Origin of the sequence: Nocardioides phosphati (assembly GCF_014646375.1) — a bacterium.
In the GTDB taxonomy this organism is placed as follows: Bacteria; Actinomycetota; Actinomycetes; order Propionibacteriales; family Nocardioidaceae; genus Nocardioides; species Nocardioides phosphati.
The window spans coordinates 484,825-503,452 of record NZ_BMNI01000001.1; the positions used below are offsets into that span (position 1 = coordinate 484,825).

Consider the following 18,628-nt stretch of genomic DNA (forward strand, 5'->3'; position numbering starts at 1 on the left):
TCAAGGAGCACCAGGCCCATGTCCACTTTCTTGTACCGGCTCGGACGAACTGCGTTCGGCAAACCGTGGCTGTTCATTGCGGGCTGGCTCGCCGCCCTCGCAGTGGTAGTCGGCGCGGTCGCTATCAATGGGGTGAGCGTCAGCTCGGAGATGAAGATTGAGGGCACCGAGGCCCAGACCGTGCTCGACCGCGTAGCCGACGAGCTCCCCGCCGCCTCGGGGGGCCAGGCCAGTGTGGTCTTCACTGCCCCGGACGGTGAGCGGCTCGACACTCCGGACCGACTTGCGGTGATCAGCGGCACCGTCGGCGACGTCTATGACCTGGAGAAGGTCGTCAACCCCCTGGACGCCGCTCTGGGTACCGGGGAGCAGGGCGGACCGGGCACTCCTCAGGAAGATGCGCCGGCCGATCCCCCAGCCGGGTCGGACCAGGGGCAGGCGCCTTCCTACCAGCCGCTGGTGGTGGACGGGACCCCGGTGCCCGGCGTGCTGGTGTCCACGGACGGGCAGGTCGCGTTGTTCCAGTTCCAGTTCACAGTCGCCTCGACCTCGTTGACAGCTGACGACGTCACCTCGGTGGTCGAGGTGGTGGAGCGTGCCGAGGAGGGAACGGGGATCACCGTGCTCCCGAGCGACTCGCTCAAGGCCATCGAGATCCCGGTCGGAATCGGCGAGGTCGTCGGTCTCGCCGTCGCCGCCCTGGTGCTGGTGCTCACCCTGGGCTCGCTGATCGCGGCCGGCCTGCCTCTGATCACCGCACTGGTCGGCGTCGGCATCGGCGTGGGCGGCGCGTACGCGCTCTCGACGGCCGTCGAGATGAACTCCGCCACCCCCGTGCTCGGTCTCATGGTCGGCCTCGCCGTCGGCATCGACTATGCGCTGTTCGTGGTCAACCGGCAGCGACGGCTGATCCTCGACCAAGGCCTGACCGCGCGGGAGGCGGCCGGCAGAGCGGTCGGCACCGCGGGTAGCGCGGTCTTCTTCGCCGGACTGACCGTCCTCATCGCGCTGAGCGCGCTGACCGTCATCGGTATCGCGATGCTGTCCACGATGGCCCTGGTCGCGGCGTCCACGGTGGCCCTGGCCGTGCTCATCGCCCTGACCCTGCTGCCCGCACTGCTGGGTCTGGTCGGGGAGCGGATCTGCTCCGACAAGGCCCGATCCCGACGCCGCGCAAGGGTGGAGGCGGAGTCGCACAGCGTCGCCGACCACTGGGTCAAGGGTGTGATCAGGTTCCGGTGGCCCGTCATCGCGGGCGTGGTCGCGATCCTGGGCGTGATGGCGATCCCGGCGGCCAGTATGAACCTGGGTATCCCAACCGGCGAGACCGCGAACCAGGACACCGCCGCCCGGCAGAGCTACGAGGCGGTCTCCCAGGGCTTCGGCGAGGGATTCAACGGCCCCCTCCTAGTCACCGCAGAGCCCACCGGCACCGCAGGCCGCGTCACACCCGAGCTGACCGCGAAACTCCTCGGGGAGTTCCAGGACCGAGACGACATCGTGCTAGCCGCCCCCGTTGGCGTCAACGAGGCCGGCGACCTGGCCGTGTTCAGCGTCATCCCCACCTCCGGCCCCAGCGACGAGGCCACCAGCGACCTCGTGAAGTCGCTGCGCGAGCCCGACAACGCGATCGCCCAGGACAACCAGGTGCAACTCGGCGTCACCGGGTTCACCGCCATCGGCATCGACATGTCCGACAAGCTCGCCGACGTCCTACCGCTCTACCTCGGCATCATCATCGTGCTCTCCGTCCTGATCCTGATGCTTGTCTTCCGCTCGGTCGTCGTCCCACTCAAGGCCACCGCCGGCTTCCTGCTCAGCATCCTGGCCACCTTCGGTGCCACCACCGCCGTCTTCCAGTGGGGCTGGCTCAGTGGCCTCTTCGGGTTCGACACCGGCGGCCCGCTGATGAGCTTCATGCCGATCATCGTGACCGGCATCCTCTACGGGCTCGCCATGGACTACGAGGTCTTCCTGGTCTCCTCGATGCGGGAGGCACACATCCACGGCCAGCCGGCCCGCCAGAGCGTCGTGCGCGGGTTCGACCAGGCCAGCCGCGTCGTGGTCGCGGCCGCGATCATCATGGTCGCGGTGTTCTCCGGCTTCATCTTCAGCCACGACATCATGATCAAGCAGATCGGCTTCGCTCTCGCCGCCGGTATCCTCATCGACGCCTTCATCGTCCGGCTGACGCTCGTCCCGGCCCTGATGGCCGTCTTCGACGAGCGCGCATGGTGGCTGCCCCGCTGGCTCGACCGCGTGCTGCCCGACCTCGACATCGAGGGCGACAAGCTGCTGACCATGCTCAACCAGCAGGCCGAGGCCACCGACCGACAAAGCATCGAGGTCCGCAACTGAGCGAACCGAAGCATCCAGAGCCGGACTTCTGGGGAACGTTCAGGACCCCCCGCCGGCAATCGGACCAGCGCTCCCGTATTCCCTCCAATTCGCTGGGCAGGAAACGTCGCTGCCTCGGCCATTCGGCGGCTATCACGGCCGGACTGACCTGAGACCCTTCCGCGAGCGTGGCGGAGGTGTAGCGGTCGTCGTCGGCGAGCATCGCCGAACTTGACCGACAGACGTCGGGTCCCGGCATCGTTCAGGATGGCCGGCCCGCCGTCGGATGGGAACTCGACGCTCCCGACATACATACATTCGTGCCTGCATGTAAGGTGTGGCTGTGTCAGTGCAGGCAAGGCGGCAGGAGGAACGCTCCGCAGCCACCCGTCACGTGCTGTTGGAGGCCACCGTGGCGTGCCTGGTCGACCTGGGCTACACCGGTACCACGAGTGCCGCCGTGGCCGAGAAGGCCGGTCTGTCACGGGGCGCACAGCTGCATCACTTCGGGACCCGAGACCAGTTGGTGGTCGCGGCGGTCGAGTATCTGGCACAGAAGCGCTTGCGGCGAGTACGCGAGGCGTTGGCCGACCTGTCCCCGGCCACGCCTCAAGGGGCGAAGCGTTCTCGGAGTCGGATCGAGCCGCAGGAGGCTGCGCTTGGGCTGTTGGCAGAGGCTCTTTCGGGTCCGCTGTACGCCGCCACCCTGGAACTGTGGGTGGCCGCCCGCTCACATCCCGATCTGCGAGCCCAGTTGATCCCAGCCGAGGAGCGCGTCAACGAGGAGCTTGCGCAGATCTGTCGCACCTACGTCACCGACGACCCGGTCACGATCCGGCTCACCCTCGACCTCCTCCTCGGCAGGGGGGTCAGCGGCCTGCTCACCTCCCACCCAGGCCACCGCCAAGAACAGGTCCTCGCAGCCTGGGCCCAACTCCTGAGAGGCCGTCCATCCCATGACTGACCTGAAATCGATGCTTGCCACCTGGGCTGAGAAGTTCCGGCCGCACGCGGAAGGAGTCGACCTGCCGCCCCACCACGAGCAGTGCCTGGGCTGCGGACCCGACAACCCGCACGGCCATCACCTCCAGGTTCGCCGCTATGGGGACGGCGTCGTGGCCGAGCACACCTTCGACAACCGGCACGTCGGCGCTCCCGGCATCGCCCACGGCGGCGCAGTCGCCACGGTCATCGACGACCTCTACGGATTCCTGCTCTACCTCGTCGGCGCACCCGCGGTCACCCGCCAGCTGACGGTCGACTACCGAGCGCCGGTCATGATCGGCACCCCCTATCGGATGGAGGCGGGCGTGACGAATCAAGAGGGCCGCAAACTGTTCCTCGCCGCCAGCCTGACCGACCGCGACGGGTTCCTGGTCGCAACGTCGACAGCGGTGTTCGTCACCGTCGGTGTCGACCACTTCACCCGGGGTACGCAGTGACCGCAGCATCGGGCGGGTGAACAACACGCCGTTGCCCGAGGCGAACAGCGGGACCCGCTGCCCGTCAACGCAAGGATGGTTCCTCATGCTTCACAACGCTCTTCCGCTCTGGGCGGTACGCGCGCTCGCGGCCCTCGTCGCGCTGGTCCTCCTCGTCCTGACCCTCGGACTCGCACTGCTCCTCCCCCATATCCCCGGCCTCGCCAAAGCCGCCACCCGCATGCCCGAAACCCTCGAGGTCGTCGACCGAGCCCCCGACACCCTCGACCAAGTCCAGCGGATCGACCGCAACGTCAAGAAGGTCACCCCGCCGGTCGTCAGAGCGACGAAAGACCTGTCCCTGGTCGCGCCGCACATCGAGACCCTCGCCGGCCAGGTCGACCGACTTCTGCGCGACCTCGAGACGCTGCAACGCACCTCCAAACCCCTCGGCGAGGCCGCACCCAAACTCGCGCGACTGTCCGGCCAGCTCGGCGACCTCCAGACCTCCCTGCGCCGGCTCGACGGCCGCCTCGCCAGCCTCGACCAAAGCCTCGTCGAACCATTGGACAAGATGGAACGGCCGCTGCGCAGTCTCGCCTCCACCACCGGACCACTGCCCGGAAGTCTGGACCGGCTCAACCGAAGCACCGCCGTCCTCGAAGAACTCCCCGGCTACTTCGAGAACCTCCAACGGACCCTGCGAAGAGTGGAGCGGCACGTGCGCAACCTCGACGAGAAGACCGGCCCCAACATCCGCTGACCGAATGGGACCTCAACACCACGATCCGTAGTCTCCGGGCACGCCCAGGCGTTTCGCAGTGACGCGCTCGATGCAGGTGAACCGTCAGCCGTCCGAGCACCGGGGCATGCTGGACTGCGAGGAGCACGGACACCGCGGCGATCCGGACCCCCCGCGCGTGCGGGGCTCGCTCGCTCCCTTCACCCTCGTGACCCATCGCGCAATCGGCCGCCGTCATACTCATCTGAGAGACGGCATGATTGTCGTAAGTGAGTAGCGCAGCAACACGGTGCCGGCCTTGTCACCTCAGCACGGCCGGTGATCTGGGCAGCGGACTGGATGCCGATGGCCAGACGCTGCGGCCTGCGCCGCTCCAGGCACGGAGGGTCACAGACGTAGGTGACGGATCGGGGCGAAGACCACCGAGGGGTCGGCGAGCCACTCCTCCGTGGCCATCACGTCGACGTAGAGCTCGATCTCGTGCCCGTCGGGGTCGGCGATGTAGAGCGAGTGGGTGATCGTGTGGTCGCTGGCCCCCTGGATCTGCACCCCGTGCTCGGTCAGGTGACGCACGACCTCGCGGAGGTCGTCGTCGTTGTCGCCGACCTTGAGGCCGAAGTGGTACAGGCCCACACGGTGCCCCGGGGGCATCGGCGCCGCGGCCGGGCCCACCTCGATGAGCAGCAGCTCGTGGTGGGTGCGTCCGGAGGAGAACGCCGCCGCGGGGACCGGCAGGGGGACCTCCCCGCGGATCTCGTTCCAGCCGAGCACGTCTCGGTAGAACCGCCGTGAGCGCTCCAGGTCGCGGACGTAGAGCACCAGGTGGCCGAGCTCGTGGATGCGCATGATGGCTGACTCCGATCTTTGTTCGACTGGTCCGGACCCGAGTGGCCCGGATGCCGGTCACGTCGGCGCTCTGTCAGTACGGCTGGTCAGGCCGGGGCGTTGGTGGCGTACTCGAAGGCGGCGGTCACGATCTGGGCGACCAGTTCTGCCTCCTCCTCGTCGCGGGGTGCGTAGATCATCACCGCGCCCGAGGTGATCAGGCCGCGGCGGGCGACCGGGTGATGCTCTGCCCAGCCTGTCTCGATCACGCGGGAGGCGAGGTCGGGCGGCAGCACCAGGTGCAGTGAGTGGTCCGGTGCGGGGTGCAGGTGAGCGAACTCGGTGCCGATCATGAAGGCCTCGGGCGGGCCCTGCGCGGCGTCTTCCGGCAGGGTCAGGGCGCGCGCTCCCGGGACCGAGATCATGCTGGGCCGCCAGACCACGCCGGGTAGCTGGGCGAGCCGCTCCTCCAGGAGGCGGCGCGGCCGATCGTCCTCCGGTTGTTGATCGAGCTGGGTGTGCGGATTGCTCGGGGTAGTGCGCGGCCTGGCGCCGCCGCGGGCGGGCAGGTCGACTAGCAAGCCGGTCACAGCGTGAACACCGGGCCGAGCACGAGCAGGCCGAGCTCGTCGCCCGCGGAGGCGAAGAACGCGAACAGGGCGAGCGCGGCACCCGCGAGGGACAGGTCCTTGAGGAACTGGGTCTGCTCGTTGGCCTTGCTCGCCGGGTCGGTCTCGCGCCAGAAGCCGTGCATCAGCACCGCCGTCGGCACCAGGAAGGCGACCAGCAGCAGGGCGCCGAGGTCGGGCCAGACCCCGACGGCCACCATGAGGCCGCCCAGGATGCTCACCGCACCAGAGAAGGGCACCATCAACCCTGCGGCCGGCACACCCTTGCTCGCCGCGTAGCCGGTCATCATCTCCCGCTGGCTGAAGTGGCCCATCCCGGCGCCCAGGAACAGTAGCGCGAAAAGGATCCGGCCGATGAGGACCAGAACGTCCATGAGAGCTCCTCGTATGCGAAGTAGTCACTTACTCTTTGTAAGTGACTCTAGGAGTATCATTCCGGGAACGGCGTTGGCAAGAGTCAAGGTCCGGCGACTCGTCGGCCGCGGAGGTTGTCTGCATGGACGAGACACAGGGCTACTGTCCGGTCTTCCACCGCGCGGTCGAGTTGATCGGGCGGCGCTGGAACGGCCCGATCATCCGCGCACTCCTCGACGGAGCCGACCGCTTCGGCGAGATCCGCTCAAGAATCCCCGGGCTCACCGATCGGCTCCTCGCCCAGCGGCTCCGCGAGCTCGAGCGCGAGGGCGTGGTGGAACGCGCCTCCTCCGCCACCACCGTGCACTACACGCTGACGACCAAGGGCCACTCCCTGGCGCCGGTGATCGAGTCCATAGCCCAATGGGCTGCGGCGTGGGAACCTCCAGGATCGACCAGCTCGGCGCAGGGCCGCAGCGCCGCGGACTCGCGACGCCGGTAAGCAGACCGACCACGAACGCTTGTCGCGCCGAGCTCCGCGAGAAGTGGATCCGCTTGCGGGACTCCTCCTCCACCACTCGAGCCACCGGCTCTGGAATCTCCTTGATGTTTCGGGGGGACGCCGCCTGACCTGCATAAACGCGGTGTAGGGCGCCACGTCCCCCCGCCATTCGACGGTTCGGGGGGACGGATGCGGGGACGCTGAGCCGCCACGCTGCGGCCCGTGACCAAAGTCAGCAGCGCCAGAATGTCCGAATCGTGCGCGCTGCGGTTGCTTATCGGTGGCGTGAGGATGTTGCGACAACTCTCGACCCGCGCCGCGCGGTACGTAAAGACACGGTCATGGTCGGGTGCCAGGCTGGTCCTCGTTCCTCAGGTCGGGGTGCTCGACGGTCTTCAGGTAGCGGGTGGCGCCTTCGACGCTGAGGCCGAAGAGGTCATAGATGCGGCGTACGTCGCCGCCGGTGGCGTGGATCTCGTGCAGGATGCGGTCTTCGCGCAGGGCCCGTGGGCGGATGCGGCTTTCCTTCCAGGGAAAGGACGGGCCGCTGGGGACGAGGCGCGGCGCGGTGCGTCGGTTGATGAGCAGGTATGGGTTCGCGGTGGCCGGCCAGGTTCGGTTGCGGTGGTCGAGCCAGGCGGCGAGCCGGCTCCTGACGGGTGCGGCGAGCGGGATGTCGCGACCGCCGAGGTGGAGGCGACCGTCGACGATGTCGGTCAGCTGCAGCTCCCCGACCTGCTTGCCGGTCAGTCCGTGGAAGGCCACCAGAGCCACAGCGAGCGCGACGGCCGGGTTCGGCGAGTCCAGTTCGGCCCGGATCACTGCGGGGTCAAGCGGCAGCGGAAGGCTCGTGGCGACACGGGTCAGGTCGATGCCCCTCATGGGGTTGGCGAAGACGAGTCGGCGGCCCTTGAGGATCTTGAACAGCGACATCAGCCCGTTCTCGGCGAAGTGGCGGTGGCTGGTGCCGGCGGGCAGGGCCGCGAGGGCGGCCAGGATGTCGTCCTTGCTGATCTCGGCGAACGACTGGCGCCCGGCTTCGACCCACGTCTGCACGACGGGCACGAGGCCCTGGATGTGGAGCTCGACGGTCTCGGGTTCGCGAGGCAGCTGGCGCGGTGCTTGCCGGGATCCGCCGAGCATGACCTGAAGCCACAGCTGGAGGTGCTCCCGCATGGCGTCCGGGAGGGCGCCGGACTCGATGAACTTGGCGTTGAAGTACCGCTCAACCCGGGTCGGGACGTCCTCGATCAGCAGGTCGGCTTCGGCGAGGACGTCGAGGGTGGAGGTGATGGTGCCGTCGTAGCGGCGCAAGCACACGACGTCACTAGCGCGGACCTTCGCGGTGGGAGTGGGCCGCAGGATCTGCAGCAGCCGCAGGGACTGGATCACGGCATTGCGCTGCCTGACGCTCCAGCCATAGCGGCGGGCGTGGTCGGCGACGATGGCCGCGCAGTAACGCGTCAGTTCGCTGTCCTCCACCAGGAGGCGTTGGCGCAGAACCTCGGGGTCGGGGTCCATCTCAAACAGGGCCAGCTGCTCAAGCGCGTGATCGTTGAACCTGGTGCCTGGCTGGTAGGGCAGCTGGTTCTTGTTCTTCTTCGACCAACGGCCAGCCCAGCTGACGTAGTCAGGCACCGGCGTCGCGCGTCGCTTGAAGACCATGTTGGCGAAGAACAGCTGCTGGCTGTCCTTGTTCCCCGCGGCGACATCGGGTGCCCGCCCGGGTTTCTGTTCGAGGCGGGCATTCTCGAGGCAGAGGCGACAGGCTTGTCGGTCGCTGACGTGGCTGGCGCGGCCGCAGTAGGTGCAGGTGCCCTTCGGGTAGTGGGTCTGCCACCAGCGGCAGGACCAGCAGGTCCAGTTGTGGCGGGGGTAGACGCCCCAGGCCAGGCAGCCCTTGCAGGACCCGATGTGCTCCGGGCTGCGGGGGTGACATCGACTGCACAGACCCTGACTGAAGTAGTCGTTGCGAGAGCCGCAGCCCGTGCACGATGGTGCCGCGAACGGGCCACCGGGCAGGCACCGATAGCAGAAATCAACTCTGGGGCTGGTCCACGCAACCCGGCGGTCCTGGCAGGAGCTGCACTTGGGCGGCAGCCGCATGGGCGCGTTCGGTCCGGGCGCTGGCATGCCGTGCTCGTCGTGTCCGTGGCAGGTGTGAGCTGGGCCTACAGCGGCGGCGTAGAGCGTGGCTTGCCGAGCCGCGGGTTGACCGTCGGCGGCTTGCTGGCCCTGTCGGTCGGCTCCCCGCTCTCGTTGCTGCCGTTTCCGTTGGCTGCATCGGTGCTGCGAGGACGGCGCGCGGCGACCTTGTCGGGCTCGGGGGTCATCAGGTCATTGGGCGAGCACTCGAGCACGGTGCACAGCACGTCGAGTTCCTCGAGCCGCATGGTCGGTGGGGTACCGGCCCACCACGACGACATCTTCCCGGCGCTGATTTCCAGTCCGGCATCTGCCAGCATCCGCCGAAGTTCTGCGGACTTCCAGATCCCTCGTTCGGCGGCCCGCAGCCGCAAGCTCCACTGCATCTGGATCCTCTCCTTCGATTCGGTTGGGTCAGTCGGTACGGAGGCCCAGGCGGGCCTCGACGCGGTCGCTCGCGCTGTTCCACGCGCGCTCGATGTGATCGCTGCGGACGTGGAGGTAGCCCGAGGTCGTGGCCAGCCACTGGTGGCCAAGGAGCTCCTGGAGGGCCTTGATGTCCATCCCGGCCGCGTACAGCGACGATGCGCAGTAGTGCCGCAGCACGTGTGGCGTCATTCGCCCCGACCACGCCGGCAACCACTCGTCGACCTGGATCCCCAGGGCGCGGCGCAGCGCGTTCGCACCGACACGTCCACAGCGGTCCAAGTCCCTGTCGAACCGCTCAGAGGGCAGCAGTGGCGCGTCCGGGTCGGCCCAATCCTCGCCGTACTGCGGACGGACCTCGGCCAGCCACCAGTCGATCAACTGGTTCGCGCCGTTGATTCCGGGCACCAGCCGCGGCTTCGGTCCGCGGCCGCCCGAGCCCTTGCCGTGGCGGACGTGGAGCTTGCCGAACTCACCCAGATCGGGGCGCCAGTCGCGGATGTCGAGCATGACGGTCTCGTTGATACGCAGCCCGAGTCGGCGCCACAGCGAGGCGGCGAAGTAGTCGCGGGCCGCGGGAAGGTACTTGCGTGCCTGGGTGACCGACCCGCGCCAGGCGGTGAACAGCGAGTCGATCTCCTCATCCGACGGCGGAACCCGGACCTTGCCCAGCGATGCCCCGGACTGGCGATTGAACTCATCGATCGGCTGCTCGACCAAGACACCGGTCGTGCGGCGGATCGCGCCCTCGTAGCGGGCGATCACGAACTCGTAGAAGCCCGCCAGCGCGCCGGCCTTGCCGGCCCGGGTCGACACGCTGAGCCCCATCCGCCGCTGCTGGGCCAAGAACGCGTCCGCGTCCGCACAGGTGGCCTCCCACAGCGGAGTCGACAGCGAGCGAGCGAACTCGATGACGATCGCCCGCGTCCCGCCGATGTGGCGGTCCGTCAGACCTGCCGCCGACATCGCCAGCGCGTACTGGTCCACCAGCTCCTGCTCGAAGTCCGCGGCCGCCTGCGCACCTATAAGTGCCGGATCAACAGCGCTGCCGCCCGGCAACGCCACCAAACCCATCAGTCACCGACTTCAAGGGAAGCGATCATGCATCGATGCTACAGCCAAACCGTCGTTCGAGGTGACGCTTTGTCAATTCAGGCCCGTTGGAGAGCTGAACCGACGCCACCTGCACAAACGCAGATCGGAGCGCATGGACGCCTGATCGAACCTGAGTTCCTAGAGATTGCCGCCTGAGCGCGTGCGACCTCGGGACTGACCTGTCATGAAGAAGCTGCTGCTCGCAGGGCTGCCCGTCCTGATCATCTTCATGGGGCTGCCGTTCCTGGTGACGCTCATGGTGGTGATGACCACCACCGCGGCCGCCGAGTGCCGCACCCAGAGCAGCCAAGGCACCGCGCCCACCGAGCTCGGTGACCTCGGAGCCATCGACGGGCCGGTGGGCGGCCCGGTCAACGGCACGATCACCTTCGCCCATGCCAACATCCCGCGCCGCTCCGGCCTCGACGGGTTCCGGGCATCCATGCCCAAGGTCCTGTCCAAGAACCCCGAGTTCGTCACGCTCAACGAGGCCGGCGGCTGGAGCCTGGAGCAGATCGAAGCAGCTGCCCCCGGCTACTCGGCCTTCCGGGTGTCGGCGCCGGCCGGCACCGGCGACGGCGCCGAGCAGGCCATGGGCAACGTCGTGCTCTGGAAGAGCTCGACCTGGACGAAGGTCAACGGCGGCCGGGTCCAGCTCGTCGACGACGACAAGACCTTCTACGACGGGCGTCCGGTCACGTGGGATCGCTTCGCGACGTGGGTGATGCTGCGGCGCGCCGACGGAACGGTGGTCTCGGTGGTCTCCACCCACCACATGACCAACCCGCACCGTTGGCCGAAGCAGCACGGCAACCCGCCGCTGACCCGGCACCAGCAGTACGGCGCAGGAATGGACATCCTGCTGCAGCTGCGCAACTCCCTCGCCGCCCACGGCCCGGTGTTGATCGGCGGCGACATGAACACCCAGGCCTCCTACACCGACATCCCCTGGACGGCCGCCGCGAAGATGAAGGCCGCCGGCTACGGCTGGCACAACCACGGAGTCGACTTCATATTCTTCCCGCACCACCAGGGCGCCCGCCTCGAGCAAGGTTGGGACGGCACGATGGTGTCGGACCACCACTGGCTCTCGGCCCGCATCGCGATGAACGGCGCCGGCCCGGAGACCGTCCCCGAGACCACCACCGCCGACGACGGGATCGTGCCCGCGGCGCACACCGCCAAGACGGCCGCCGAGCCGCCGACCGGCGACGTGCTCGCCCAGCTGATGCGTCTGCGGTTCGCGTCCAACTACCCGACCATGACCGCCGAGCAGGCCCGCAACGCGATCACCATTGCCCAGGTCGCCCGCGACCTCCAGGTTCCCCGCTACGGGCTGCAGATCGCGATCGCCACCGCGATCCAGGAGTCGAAGCTGGTCAACCTCACCGGCGGTGACCGCGACTCAGGAAGCCTGTTCCAGCAGCGTCCCTCGACGGGCTGGGGGAGCCGTGCCGAGGTCACCAACCCGGTGCTCGCTGCTCGTGCGTTCTTCGGCGAGGCCCAGCACACCGGCAATCCCGGCCTCCTCGACATCCCGGGCTGGCAGGACATGCCGCTGACCCAGGCCGCCCAGGCCGTGCAGCGCTCGGGCTACCCCGAGGCCTACGCCCAGTGGGAGGGCGTCGCCGGTGACATGACCGATCTGCTCGGCGGCGACCTGCCGGATCTGCCCGACGACGGCTCCACCACGAACGTCGCCGACTGCCAGGGCGAGACGGTCAACCCGATCACCCTCGGCACACTCAACCTGCTCGGCGCCGGCCACACCGACAAGCCGGGGGAGCGGCCCGGGTACGACACCTGGGACAAGCGCCTCCCCGGCGCGATGCGCACGATCGAGAACGCCGGCGTTTCGATCGCTGGCCTCCAGGAGGTGCATGGCCCTCAGGCCAAGGCGCTGGAGAGCCAGTACGCGGCCAAGTGGGGGATGTACCCGGCCAGCGGGACGGCACAGAACCGGGTCATCTGGGACCGCAACGAGTGGGAGCAGACCGACGGCCGCCTCGTCGACATCCCCTACTTCGGCGGCAAGGACGTCGGCATGCCCCTGGTGCAGCTGAAGTCGACGACCACCGGCCAGGTGATCTGGGTCTGGAGCATCCACAACCCGGCCAACACTCAAGGGAACGCCGCCGGGCACCGCCAGGAGGCTCTGCGCCGCCAGCTGGCCACGATGAGCGACCTCGCTGGCACCGGCACCCCTGCGGTGATCCTGGGCGACTTCAACGACGGCAAGGACGGCAACAACGCCTCGCACTGCGCACTGACCCCTGAGTTGAGCAACGCCTTCGGCGGATCTGCCGAGCCCTGCAAGATGCCCAAGAAGGACGCACCGATCGACCACGTCTACGGTGCGAACCTCACCTGGGCCAGCGCCGAGGTCGACACCAGCACCCAGGCCAGCAAGATCGCCGACCACCCGCTGGTGACCGCCACCACCGCCGGCAGCAGCGCCGGGTGCGCCGTCGACTCCGGCACTGCTGAGGCCAAGTACAGCCTCGGGCCGGTCAAGCCGCAGCTGACCCAGTTGGTCAACATCCTCGGCCCCATGTTCGACATCAAGACCGTCGGCGGCTATCGCGCGAGTGCCACCGACCCGAACGGCCACCCGGCCGGTCTGGCGGCTGACTTCATGGTCCCGCTGACGCCCGCCGGCAAGGCCCAAGGCGACGCCCTCGCGGCGTACGCCCAGGCCCACGCTCGCGAGCTCGGGATCGACTACATCATCTGGTACCAGCGGATCTGGTCGGTCGCGCGAGCCGACGAGGGCTGGCGGCGGATGGAGGACCGGGGGTCTACCACCGCCAACCACATGGATCACCCGCATATCAACGTGCTGCCCGGCGGCAAGGTCTCCCCGGTCGGCCTCGAGGGCGCGTCCTGCGACGAGGTGGTCTTCCCGGTGCCAGCGCAGTACGTCGGGACCGACAACCACAACTGGCACGAGACCGGCCCCTACTGGTCCAAGTGGCATACCGGCACGGACTTCTCTGCGCCCTGCGGCACGACCGTGTACGCCGCCCACGCCGGCACGATCGAGATCGACACCACCCAGCGTTCCTGGGCCGGGCCGCAGTTGGTCAAGGTCACCAGCGGCGGCGGCCTGACGACCTGGTACGCCCACATGCAGACCGTCAGCGTCAGCCGTGGCCAGACGGTCGCCGCCGGCGAGCCGATCGGCCAGGTCGGCCAGGAGGGCAACGTCTCCGGCTGCCACCTCCATTTTGAAGTCCACCTCAAGAACGGCTCCATCTACGGCCCCGACAACGTCGATCCCTCGACCTGGCTTGCAGAGAACGCATCACGCCCGAGTAGCGCCGTGTGATCGCAGCGGAGTCCTGACGGCACATAGGTGACCAGCGAGGCCCTACGACCCACGACCGCCTGGAGGTGGCCAGACCGATGCAGCGTGAGCGACGACGAGACCCCTACCCGTGGACCTGGGAGATCCCCGTTGCGGTGGCGTTGGCGACGCTGTTCGTCATTGTCATCGGCATCCAGCTCGGCCGATCGGTCGCGAACCTGCTCGCCGGCGCCGGATGGACCTGGCCTGACGCCAACGCCGGCGCGTTCCCCTCACCCATCGGCACCGCCTTCTGGACCAGCCTTCCCGGCGTCCTCGGCGGCCGCGCCGACGCCGGGCTGCCCAGCCCCATCCCCGACGGTCTGGCCGGTAGCGGTCTGGTCTGGGGCAGCCTCGCCCTGACCGAGGTCGCGCTGCTGACCGCGACCATCTGGCTCGGCGCGTGGGCCTACCAGCGTTGGGGCCCGGGCCGCATGCGCGGCATGGCGACTGCAGCCGAGGCCGAGAAGCTGCTCGGCGTCACCCGGCTCCGCAAGGTCGCCGGCATCGTCCGGCCCGACCTCTACGGCAAGCACGCCTCCGCGACGCCGGCACCTGCCCAGCGCGCCGCCGGCGACTTCACCGAACAGCCCGGCCCGCAGCTGGGCCACGGCCTCAGTCCGTGGCTCCTGGACGGCCGCCGAACGAAGGAAGACCGATGAGCAACGAGACCCCTCTGCGCGGCAGGCCGACACTCCGCACCCGCGCCCGCCGCCGCATGGGCGTCATCATCTGCCGCCGTTGCCTCGAGCCCTGCGGGGACACGATCCCGGAGGTGACCCGATGAAGCTGAGGTTCGACCCCTGGGATGTCGGCTGGCGCATCGGTGATGCCCACGAGCCGCGAGGCGGCGAGCTGTGGGTGCCGTGGGACCGCACCGCCGGCGTGATCGGCCCGCAGGGATCCGGCAAGACCCTCGACCTGCTCACCCCTGCGCTCCTCGGCGCACCGGGTGCCGCTCTGGTGACACTGACGAAGGTCGAGGACCTGCTGCTCAGCCTCACCGAACGTTCCCGCGATGACCGCCCGTGCGTGGTGCTCGATCCCTTCGGCCTGGCCGAGGGAGTCGTCGATGAGCTGATCTGGGACCCGATCGCCGGCTGCGTGGACCCCAAGGTGGCCGAGCGGCGCGCCAAGGCGTTCACCGCCGGTACCGTCAAGGGCGCGATCACCGGCGGCACCGGCGACGATGCGGCGCGGTTCTACGCCGCCGAGTCCGCGAAGGTGCTGCAGGGCTACTTCCATGCCGCGGCGCTGACCGGTAGGACTCTCGAGGACGTGCTGCAGTGGGTCGCCAACCCCAGCGCAGCTTCCCAGCCGATGGAGATCCTGCGGCGGCACCCGCACGCCGAGCCGTTCTGGCACGGCCTGCTGCACGGTGCGCTGAACGGTGACGATCGCACGGCGGGCAACACCGTCACTACGGTGCAGCAGGCGGTGTCGCTGTTCTTCCAGGCCGACATCCGCCGCCGCTGCATTCCCAGCCCCGGTCGTCCCGCCACCGATCTGGCCGACGTGATCCGTCGGCGCGGCACCATCTACCTCCTGGGCCGTGAAGACCCCTACGCCTCGGCCAGCCCGCTGATGACCGCCGTGGCCGAGCACGTCTTGGACACCGGCCTGCTGTTGGCCAACAGCTCGCCGTGGGGCGGCCGGCTGTGTCCGCCCCTGGTCTCGGTGCTCGACGAGCTGCCGTCGACCGCCCCGTTGCCGACGCTGCGCACCCGGATGGCCAACGAGCGTGCCCTGGGGTTGTCGTTCATCTGGGCCGCCCAGACCCGGCCCCAGCTGACCAGCATCTTCGGTGAGCACGAGGCCCGGGCACTGCTTGGCCTCACCAACGCCCTGGTGATGTTCGGCGGTTCCAAGGACGTCGCCTTCAACCAGGAGATCTCCGACCTCCTCGGAACGGTCCGCATCGGCCGGGTCACCCACTCCACCGGCGGAGCCAGTGGCGGTGGGCGCAGCTTCTCCGGCGACGACATCCCGATCATGCGGCCTGAGGAAGTCCGGCAGCTGCCTGAACGCCAGGCCCTGGTGGTTGCCGAGAACGGCAAGCCGATCATCGCCAAGCTGCACCGCTGCGTCGAAGGCAAGGCCGGCGAGCGACTGCTGGCCGACCAGCGGGCGCTGCGCGAGCGCCTCACCAACGACCGGCGCATGGTCATCACCCCCGAAGCTCGCGCTACCGCCGCGCTCGTCGAGGCACGCCGTCTCGGCTTCGTCGACGACGAGACCGACCACTCAAGGAGTGAACTGTGACCACCGAGCAGCAGACCCGCCGGGCGGCACCCGCGCTGATGGTCTTCCCGTTCCCTGTCCCCGGGGACCATGTCCGCCTCGCCTACCGCGAGCTCCACATCGCCATCAACGGCACCGAGGAGGAGAAGAAGGCCCTCGGCAACCACGCGCTGCTGTCGCGGCCCTGGGAGCCGGCGACCTGCCTGGACCCCGAGCTGCGTCACGACCTGTGGGAGTGGCTCGACGACGTCGTGATCTGGCTCAACCGCGAGTACACCTGGGACGTTTCCGGGCTCATCCCCAGCTGCTGGCCTCTGCACCCGCACCTGGTCCATGAGATCGCCGTCCTGGCCGACCAGCGCCGGCGGGCCGGCCTGGCGATGACCAGCGACGCGCTCGAGGAGTGGCACCGCTACTGCTTGCCGTCGTTCACCGACCGCATGCGCAACAGGCTGCGCACGCACTGCGACGACGAGCACAAGAGCTGGCCGGCCAAGCCGCGCCACAGCGAGCACCTCGGCGAGACCAGCACCCAGCGGCGTGAGAACGCGTTCGCCCACGACATCGACGCTCTTCCCGTCAACCGGCGAGCACACGAACAACCGCCTGCCGGTCCACCGCGGCTTGGCCTGGTCGACCTCGACACGGGCGAGATCCAGGACGACGAGACGGGCGGACCTGAGCCGCGCACCCGAACCGAGAAGGGACCGAGGGAATGACAGAGGCAACGATGCAGGTGAAGGAGCGCTCGGAGGCCATCGGCCGAGCCCAGCGCGCACTCAAGGCTCTCGGCGAGCACCCGCGCTCGAGCAAGAAGGAACTCGGCCACGCGCGCGAACACGTCAACGCCTGCTACTCCCACGGCTCGGGTGAGTATGTGTGGAACGCGGTAGCGCAGGTCGAGGCGATGGCCGAACGGCGCTACGGCGTACCGAGCACCGAGGAGCAGCGTCAGGTGGTCGAGGCGGCCGAGGACCTCGCGGAGCCGGCGACAGCCGCCCGGGGCCGAGCGGCCGAGGACCGGGCAATCCCGTCGACGTCGTCGACCACGGACGTGGAGCTCGCGCCCACTCCATCGCGATGAAGTGCGCCAGACGGGCTCGAATCGGCCTCACGGCGCCGCTGAGAGACGCTGAACCCCGGATTGTGGGCTCTCCCGCCCGTCCGGTTGTCAGGGAGCGATTCTGAGCGCCCTGTTCGCAACCAACCCTCTCGCATAGAACGTGTCCGATCCCGTGGCCTCAGCGCTCCTCCTCATCGTGGCGATCGCCTACCTCGTCGGCGCCTTCGTGGTGATCATGGCGCTGACGAAGGTCCTCTCGGCCTGGTCCGCCAGCTGGCGCACGCGCGGCCACGCTGGACCGGTCGACGACGTACTGCAGAACCAGGCCGCCGCGGCGATGGCGTCCGTCGCTGTTCTGGCGAACGTCACGCCCCCGGCGACCCACGTCGTCGCCTACCTCGGTACGCCCACCGGAGACGACGACCGTCCCGTGGGCGATGGTGGTCTGGCCGTGACCCGTTTCCGGGCCGGGCGCCCTGCCACCGTGGTGTTCGCGCAGGCCGCGCTCACCGGCCTCAGCCCCGCCGCGGTGCAGAGTCTGGCCGCACACGAGCTCGCCCACGTCATCCGGCGCGAGCGCTCCTCGGCCGCGGCTCGCTACAGCTGGCTGGTCGGCTACCTGGCTCTGATGCTGGCCGGCGTCGGGATCACCGTCACGGCTCTCCTGGCCGCGCCCCAGCTGGCCGCGCCGGCCCTCCTCGCCACGATGAGCGCCGCGGTGGCCTTCCTCGGTCTCCGCGTCGCCTTCGATCGGCGCGAGGAGATCGCCGCCGATCTGTTCGCGGTTGAGCTGACTCGCGACCTCGAGGCGGCCGCCGAGCTGATGGGTTTCTACGAGCAGAACGTCGCGAGGCCACTGCCCGCCGGCGGTCTCGGCCGCGCGTGGGCGCTGATCGAGCGCCGCTGGTTCGCGACCCACCCGGACCCCGAGGTCCGGCTCTCAGCGATGCGTCGACACCTGGTCGACCAGCAGGCCGACTAGCTCTCGGCGCTTCCCTCGGCCGCTGCCAGGGACCGCGGCTCCGCCCTGTAGGTCAGCACGCCCTCGCTCGCTAGCAGGCGGATGATCCTGGCGCGCAGCGACGGCGGCCAGCCCAGCTCGTCGCCCAGCTCGGTCCAGGTCGGTCCCGCACCGGTGCGTTGCCACACGCCGGCGACGTGGTTCGCGGCCCGTTCTGCGTCGCGCGTGGCCGTGTCGCGAGCCGCGGAGGAGGCCTGTTCTCGTGCCTGCTGCTGCTCTCGCCAGGCGTCCTCGAAGTCCGACAACGCGGGGGCGGCCCATCCCGGGGACTGTGCGGTCAGGTGCACCGCCAGCCGATGACGCGGGAGCCCGGGTCGGCCTGCGGCGCCGACCAGGTCGACGTACGCGGTGACCAGGTCGGGGGAGTGCCTTCGTAGCCGGCGGCCGCGAGGAACTGCCGTACCTGGGTACGCGTCGCGCGGCGGGGCTGCTTCGGGTCGGGCATGGCACCTTGATCGGCCGGGGGCTGGGCCGCCCAAGG

19 protein-coding genes are annotated in these 18,628 nt (G+C 69.1%); 11 read left to right on the forward strand and 8 right to left on the reverse strand.

The window, feature by feature from the left end; translation table 11 throughout:
- Positions 1–150: 150 nt before the first annotated feature.
- The 4 genes from IEX47_RS02420 to IEX47_RS02435 all read left to right on the forward strand — a co-directional run bounded on the left by IEX47_RS02420 (position 151) and on the right by IEX47_RS02435 (position 4,521).
- Positions 151–2,358: an MMPL family transporter gene (locus tag IEX47_RS02420; protein ID WP_229662555.1), complete on the forward strand. Its 2,208-nt coding sequence runs from the start codon at positions 151–153 to the stop codon at positions 2,356–2,358.
- A gap of 322 nt (positions 2,359–2,680) precedes the next feature.
- Entirely contained in the window at positions 2,681–3,301 is a 621-nt protein-coding gene (locus IEX47_RS02425; RefSeq protein ID WP_188782377.1) for a TetR/AcrR family transcriptional regulator, read from the forward strand.
- Positions 3,294–3,779 (forward strand): PaaI family thioesterase, encoded by a 486-nt coding sequence (locus tag IEX47_RS02430; protein WP_188782378.1) that lies wholly within the window; start codon positions 3,294–3,296, stop codon positions 3,777–3,779. The genes IEX47_RS02425 and IEX47_RS02430 overlap by 8 nt, the downstream gene beginning before the upstream one ends.
- A gap of 16 nt (positions 3,780–3,795) precedes the next feature.
- Complete coding sequence (locus IEX47_RS02435; RefSeq protein WP_188782379.1) at positions 3,796–4,521, forward strand: hypothetical protein; 726 nt, start codon at positions 3,796–3,798, stop codon at positions 4,519–4,521.
- A 366-nt stretch (positions 4,522–4,887) separates the two neighbouring features.
- Here IEX47_RS02435 and IEX47_RS02440 read toward each other — a convergent pair whose 3' ends face one another.
- The 3 genes from IEX47_RS02440 to IEX47_RS02450 all read right to left on the reverse strand — a co-directional run bounded on the left by IEX47_RS02440 (position 4,888) and on the right by IEX47_RS02450 (position 6,328).
- Positions 4,888–5,346 carry a VOC family protein gene (locus IEX47_RS02440; RefSeq protein WP_188782380.1) on the reverse strand — a complete coding sequence of 153 codons (459 nt, stop codon included), beginning with the start codon at positions 5,344–5,346 and terminating at the stop codon, positions 4,888–4,890.
- 86 nt (positions 5,347–5,432) lie between these two features.
- Positions 5,433–5,906, reverse strand: coding sequence for a luciferase domain-containing protein (locus IEX47_RS02445; protein ID WP_444544072.1), 474 nt, complete (start codon positions 5,904–5,906; stop codon positions 5,433–5,435).
- A 5-nt stretch (positions 5,907–5,911) separates the two neighbouring features.
- Positions 5,912–6,328 carry a DoxX family protein gene (locus IEX47_RS02450; protein ID WP_188782382.1) on the reverse strand — a complete coding sequence of 139 codons (417 nt, stop codon included), beginning with the start codon at positions 6,326–6,328 and terminating at the stop codon, positions 5,912–5,914.
- A gap of 122 nt (positions 6,329–6,450) precedes the next feature.
- On the opposite strand from IEX47_RS02450, the gene IEX47_RS02455 reads away from it, so the two are divergent.
- A complete protein-coding gene (locus tag IEX47_RS02455; RefSeq protein WP_179652831.1) occupies positions 6,451–6,810 on the forward strand; it encodes a winged helix-turn-helix transcriptional regulator in 360 nt (119 codons plus the stop codon).
- Positions 6,811–7,149: 339 nt separating this feature from the next.
- On the opposite strand, the gene IEX47_RS02460 is transcribed toward IEX47_RS02455, so the two are convergent.
- Genes IEX47_RS02460 through IEX47_RS02470 form a run of 3 tightly spaced genes read right to left on the reverse strand, consistent with a single transcriptional unit; the run spans position 7,150 to position 10,455 of the window.
- The gene (locus tag IEX47_RS02460) at positions 7,150–8,943 is read right to left on the reverse strand and encodes a site-specific integrase (RefSeq protein ID WP_188782383.1); all 1,794 of its coding nucleotides are present in this window, start codon (positions 8,941–8,943) and stop codon (positions 7,150–7,152) included.
- A 38-nt stretch (positions 8,944–8,981) separates the two neighbouring features.
- On the reverse strand, positions 8,982–9,341 hold the full coding sequence (locus IEX47_RS02465; protein WP_188782384.1) for a helix-turn-helix domain-containing protein: 360 nt from the start codon (positions 9,339–9,341) through the stop codon (positions 8,982–8,984).
- Positions 9,342–9,369: 28 nt separating this feature from the next.
- Positions 9,370–10,455: a tyrosine-type recombinase/integrase gene (locus tag IEX47_RS02470; protein ID WP_188782385.1), complete on the reverse strand. Its 1,086-nt coding sequence runs from the start codon at positions 10,453–10,455 to the stop codon at positions 9,370–9,372.
- Positions 10,456–10,660: 205 nt separating this feature from the next.
- Here IEX47_RS02470 and IEX47_RS02475 point away from each other — a divergent pair, with 205 nt between their 5' ends.
- The 6 genes from IEX47_RS02475 (at position 10,661) to IEX47_RS02500 (ending at position 18,108) form a co-directional block, all read left to right on the forward strand.
- Positions 10,661–13,804 (forward strand): VldE C-terminal domain-containing protein, encoded by a 3,144-nt coding sequence (locus tag IEX47_RS02475; RefSeq protein WP_188782386.1) that lies wholly within the window; start codon positions 10,661–10,663, stop codon positions 13,802–13,804.
- 77 nt (positions 13,805–13,881) lie between these two features.
- Positions 13,882–14,484 (forward strand): hypothetical protein, encoded by a 603-nt coding sequence (locus IEX47_RS02480; RefSeq protein WP_188782387.1) that lies wholly within the window; start codon positions 13,882–13,884, stop codon positions 14,482–14,484.
- A gap of 121 nt (positions 14,485–14,605) precedes the next feature.
- The gene (locus tag IEX47_RS02485; RefSeq protein ID WP_188782388.1) at positions 14,606–16,084 is read left to right on the forward strand and encodes a type IV secretory system conjugative DNA transfer family protein; all 1,479 of its coding nucleotides are present in this window, start codon (positions 14,606–14,608) and stop codon (positions 16,082–16,084) included.
- On the forward strand, positions 16,081–16,782 hold the full coding sequence (locus IEX47_RS02490) for a hypothetical protein (protein ID WP_188782389.1): 702 nt from the start codon (positions 16,081–16,083) through the stop codon (positions 16,780–16,782). Before IEX47_RS02485 ends, IEX47_RS02490 begins: the two co-directional genes overlap by 4 nt.
- On the forward strand, positions 16,779–17,147 hold the full coding sequence (locus IEX47_RS02495; RefSeq protein WP_188782390.1) for a hypothetical protein: 369 nt from the start codon (positions 16,779–16,781) through the stop codon (positions 17,145–17,147). The genes IEX47_RS02490 and IEX47_RS02495 overlap by 4 nt, the downstream gene beginning before the upstream one ends.
- Positions 17,148–17,286: 139 nt before the next feature.
- On the forward strand, positions 17,287–18,108 hold the full coding sequence (locus IEX47_RS02500; RefSeq protein WP_188782391.1) for a M48 family metalloprotease: 822 nt from the start codon (positions 17,287–17,289) through the stop codon (positions 18,106–18,108).
- Here IEX47_RS02500 and IEX47_RS02505 read toward each other — a convergent pair.
- Entirely contained in the window at positions 18,105–18,392 is a 288-nt protein-coding gene (locus IEX47_RS02505) for a hypothetical protein (RefSeq protein ID WP_188782392.1), read from the reverse strand. The genes IEX47_RS02500 and IEX47_RS02505 overlap by 4 nt on opposite strands.
- Before the next feature lie 32 nt (positions 18,393–18,424).
- Positions 18,425–18,592 carry a hypothetical protein gene (locus IEX47_RS02510; protein ID WP_188782393.1) on the reverse strand — a complete coding sequence of 56 codons (168 nt, stop codon included), beginning with the start codon at positions 18,590–18,592 and terminating at the stop codon, positions 18,425–18,427.
- Positions 18,593–18,628: the final 36 nt, after the last annotated feature.

Excerpts from the sequence above, each read along its gene's own strand:
- IEX47_RS02495 (WP_188782390.1), top strand. The coding sequence starts at position 16,779 with ATGACAGAGGCAACGATGCAGGTGAAGGAGCGCTCGGAGGCCATCGGC.
- IEX47_RS02420 (WP_229662555.1), top strand. The coding sequence starts at position 151 with ATGAAGATTGAGGGCACCGAGGCCCAGACCGTGCTCGACCGCGTAGCC.
- IEX47_RS02460 (WP_188782383.1), bottom strand. The coding sequence starts at position 8,943 with ATGCCAGCGCCCGGACCGAACGCGCCCATGCGGCTGCCGCCCAAGTGC.
- IEX47_RS02470 (WP_188782385.1), bottom strand. The coding sequence starts at position 10,455 with ATGGGTTTGGTGGCGTTGCCGGGCGGCAGCGCTGTTGATCCGGCACTT.
- IEX47_RS02480 (WP_188782387.1), top strand. The coding sequence starts at position 13,882 with ATGCAGCGTGAGCGACGACGAGACCCCTACCCGTGGACCTGGGAGATC.
- IEX47_RS02465 (WP_188782384.1), bottom strand. The coding sequence starts at position 9,341 with ATGCAGTGGAGCTTGCGGCTGCGGGCCGCCGAACGAGGGATCTGGAAG.
- IEX47_RS02510 (WP_188782393.1), bottom strand. The coding sequence starts at position 18,592 with ATGCCCGACCCGAAGCAGCCCCGCCGCGCGACGCGTACCCAGGTACGG.
- IEX47_RS02440 (WP_188782380.1), bottom strand. The coding sequence starts at position 5,346 with ATGCGCATCCACGAGCTCGGCCACCTGGTGCTCTACGTCCGCGACCTG.
- IEX47_RS02455 (WP_179652831.1), top strand. The coding sequence starts at position 6,451 with ATGGACGAGACACAGGGCTACTGTCCGGTCTTCCACCGCGCGGTCGAG.
- IEX47_RS02430 (WP_188782378.1), top strand. The coding sequence starts at position 3,294 with ATGACTGACCTGAAATCGATGCTTGCCACCTGGGCTGAGAAGTTCCGG.
- IEX47_RS02475 (WP_188782386.1), top strand. The coding sequence starts at position 10,661 with ATGAAGAAGCTGCTGCTCGCAGGGCTGCCCGTCCTGATCATCTTCATG.
- IEX47_RS02450 (WP_188782382.1), bottom strand. The coding sequence starts at position 6,328 with ATGGACGTTCTGGTCCTCATCGGCCGGATCCTTTTCGCGCTACTGTTC.
- IEX47_RS02485 (WP_188782388.1), top strand. The coding sequence starts at position 14,606 with ATGAAGCTGAGGTTCGACCCCTGGGATGTCGGCTGGCGCATCGGTGAT.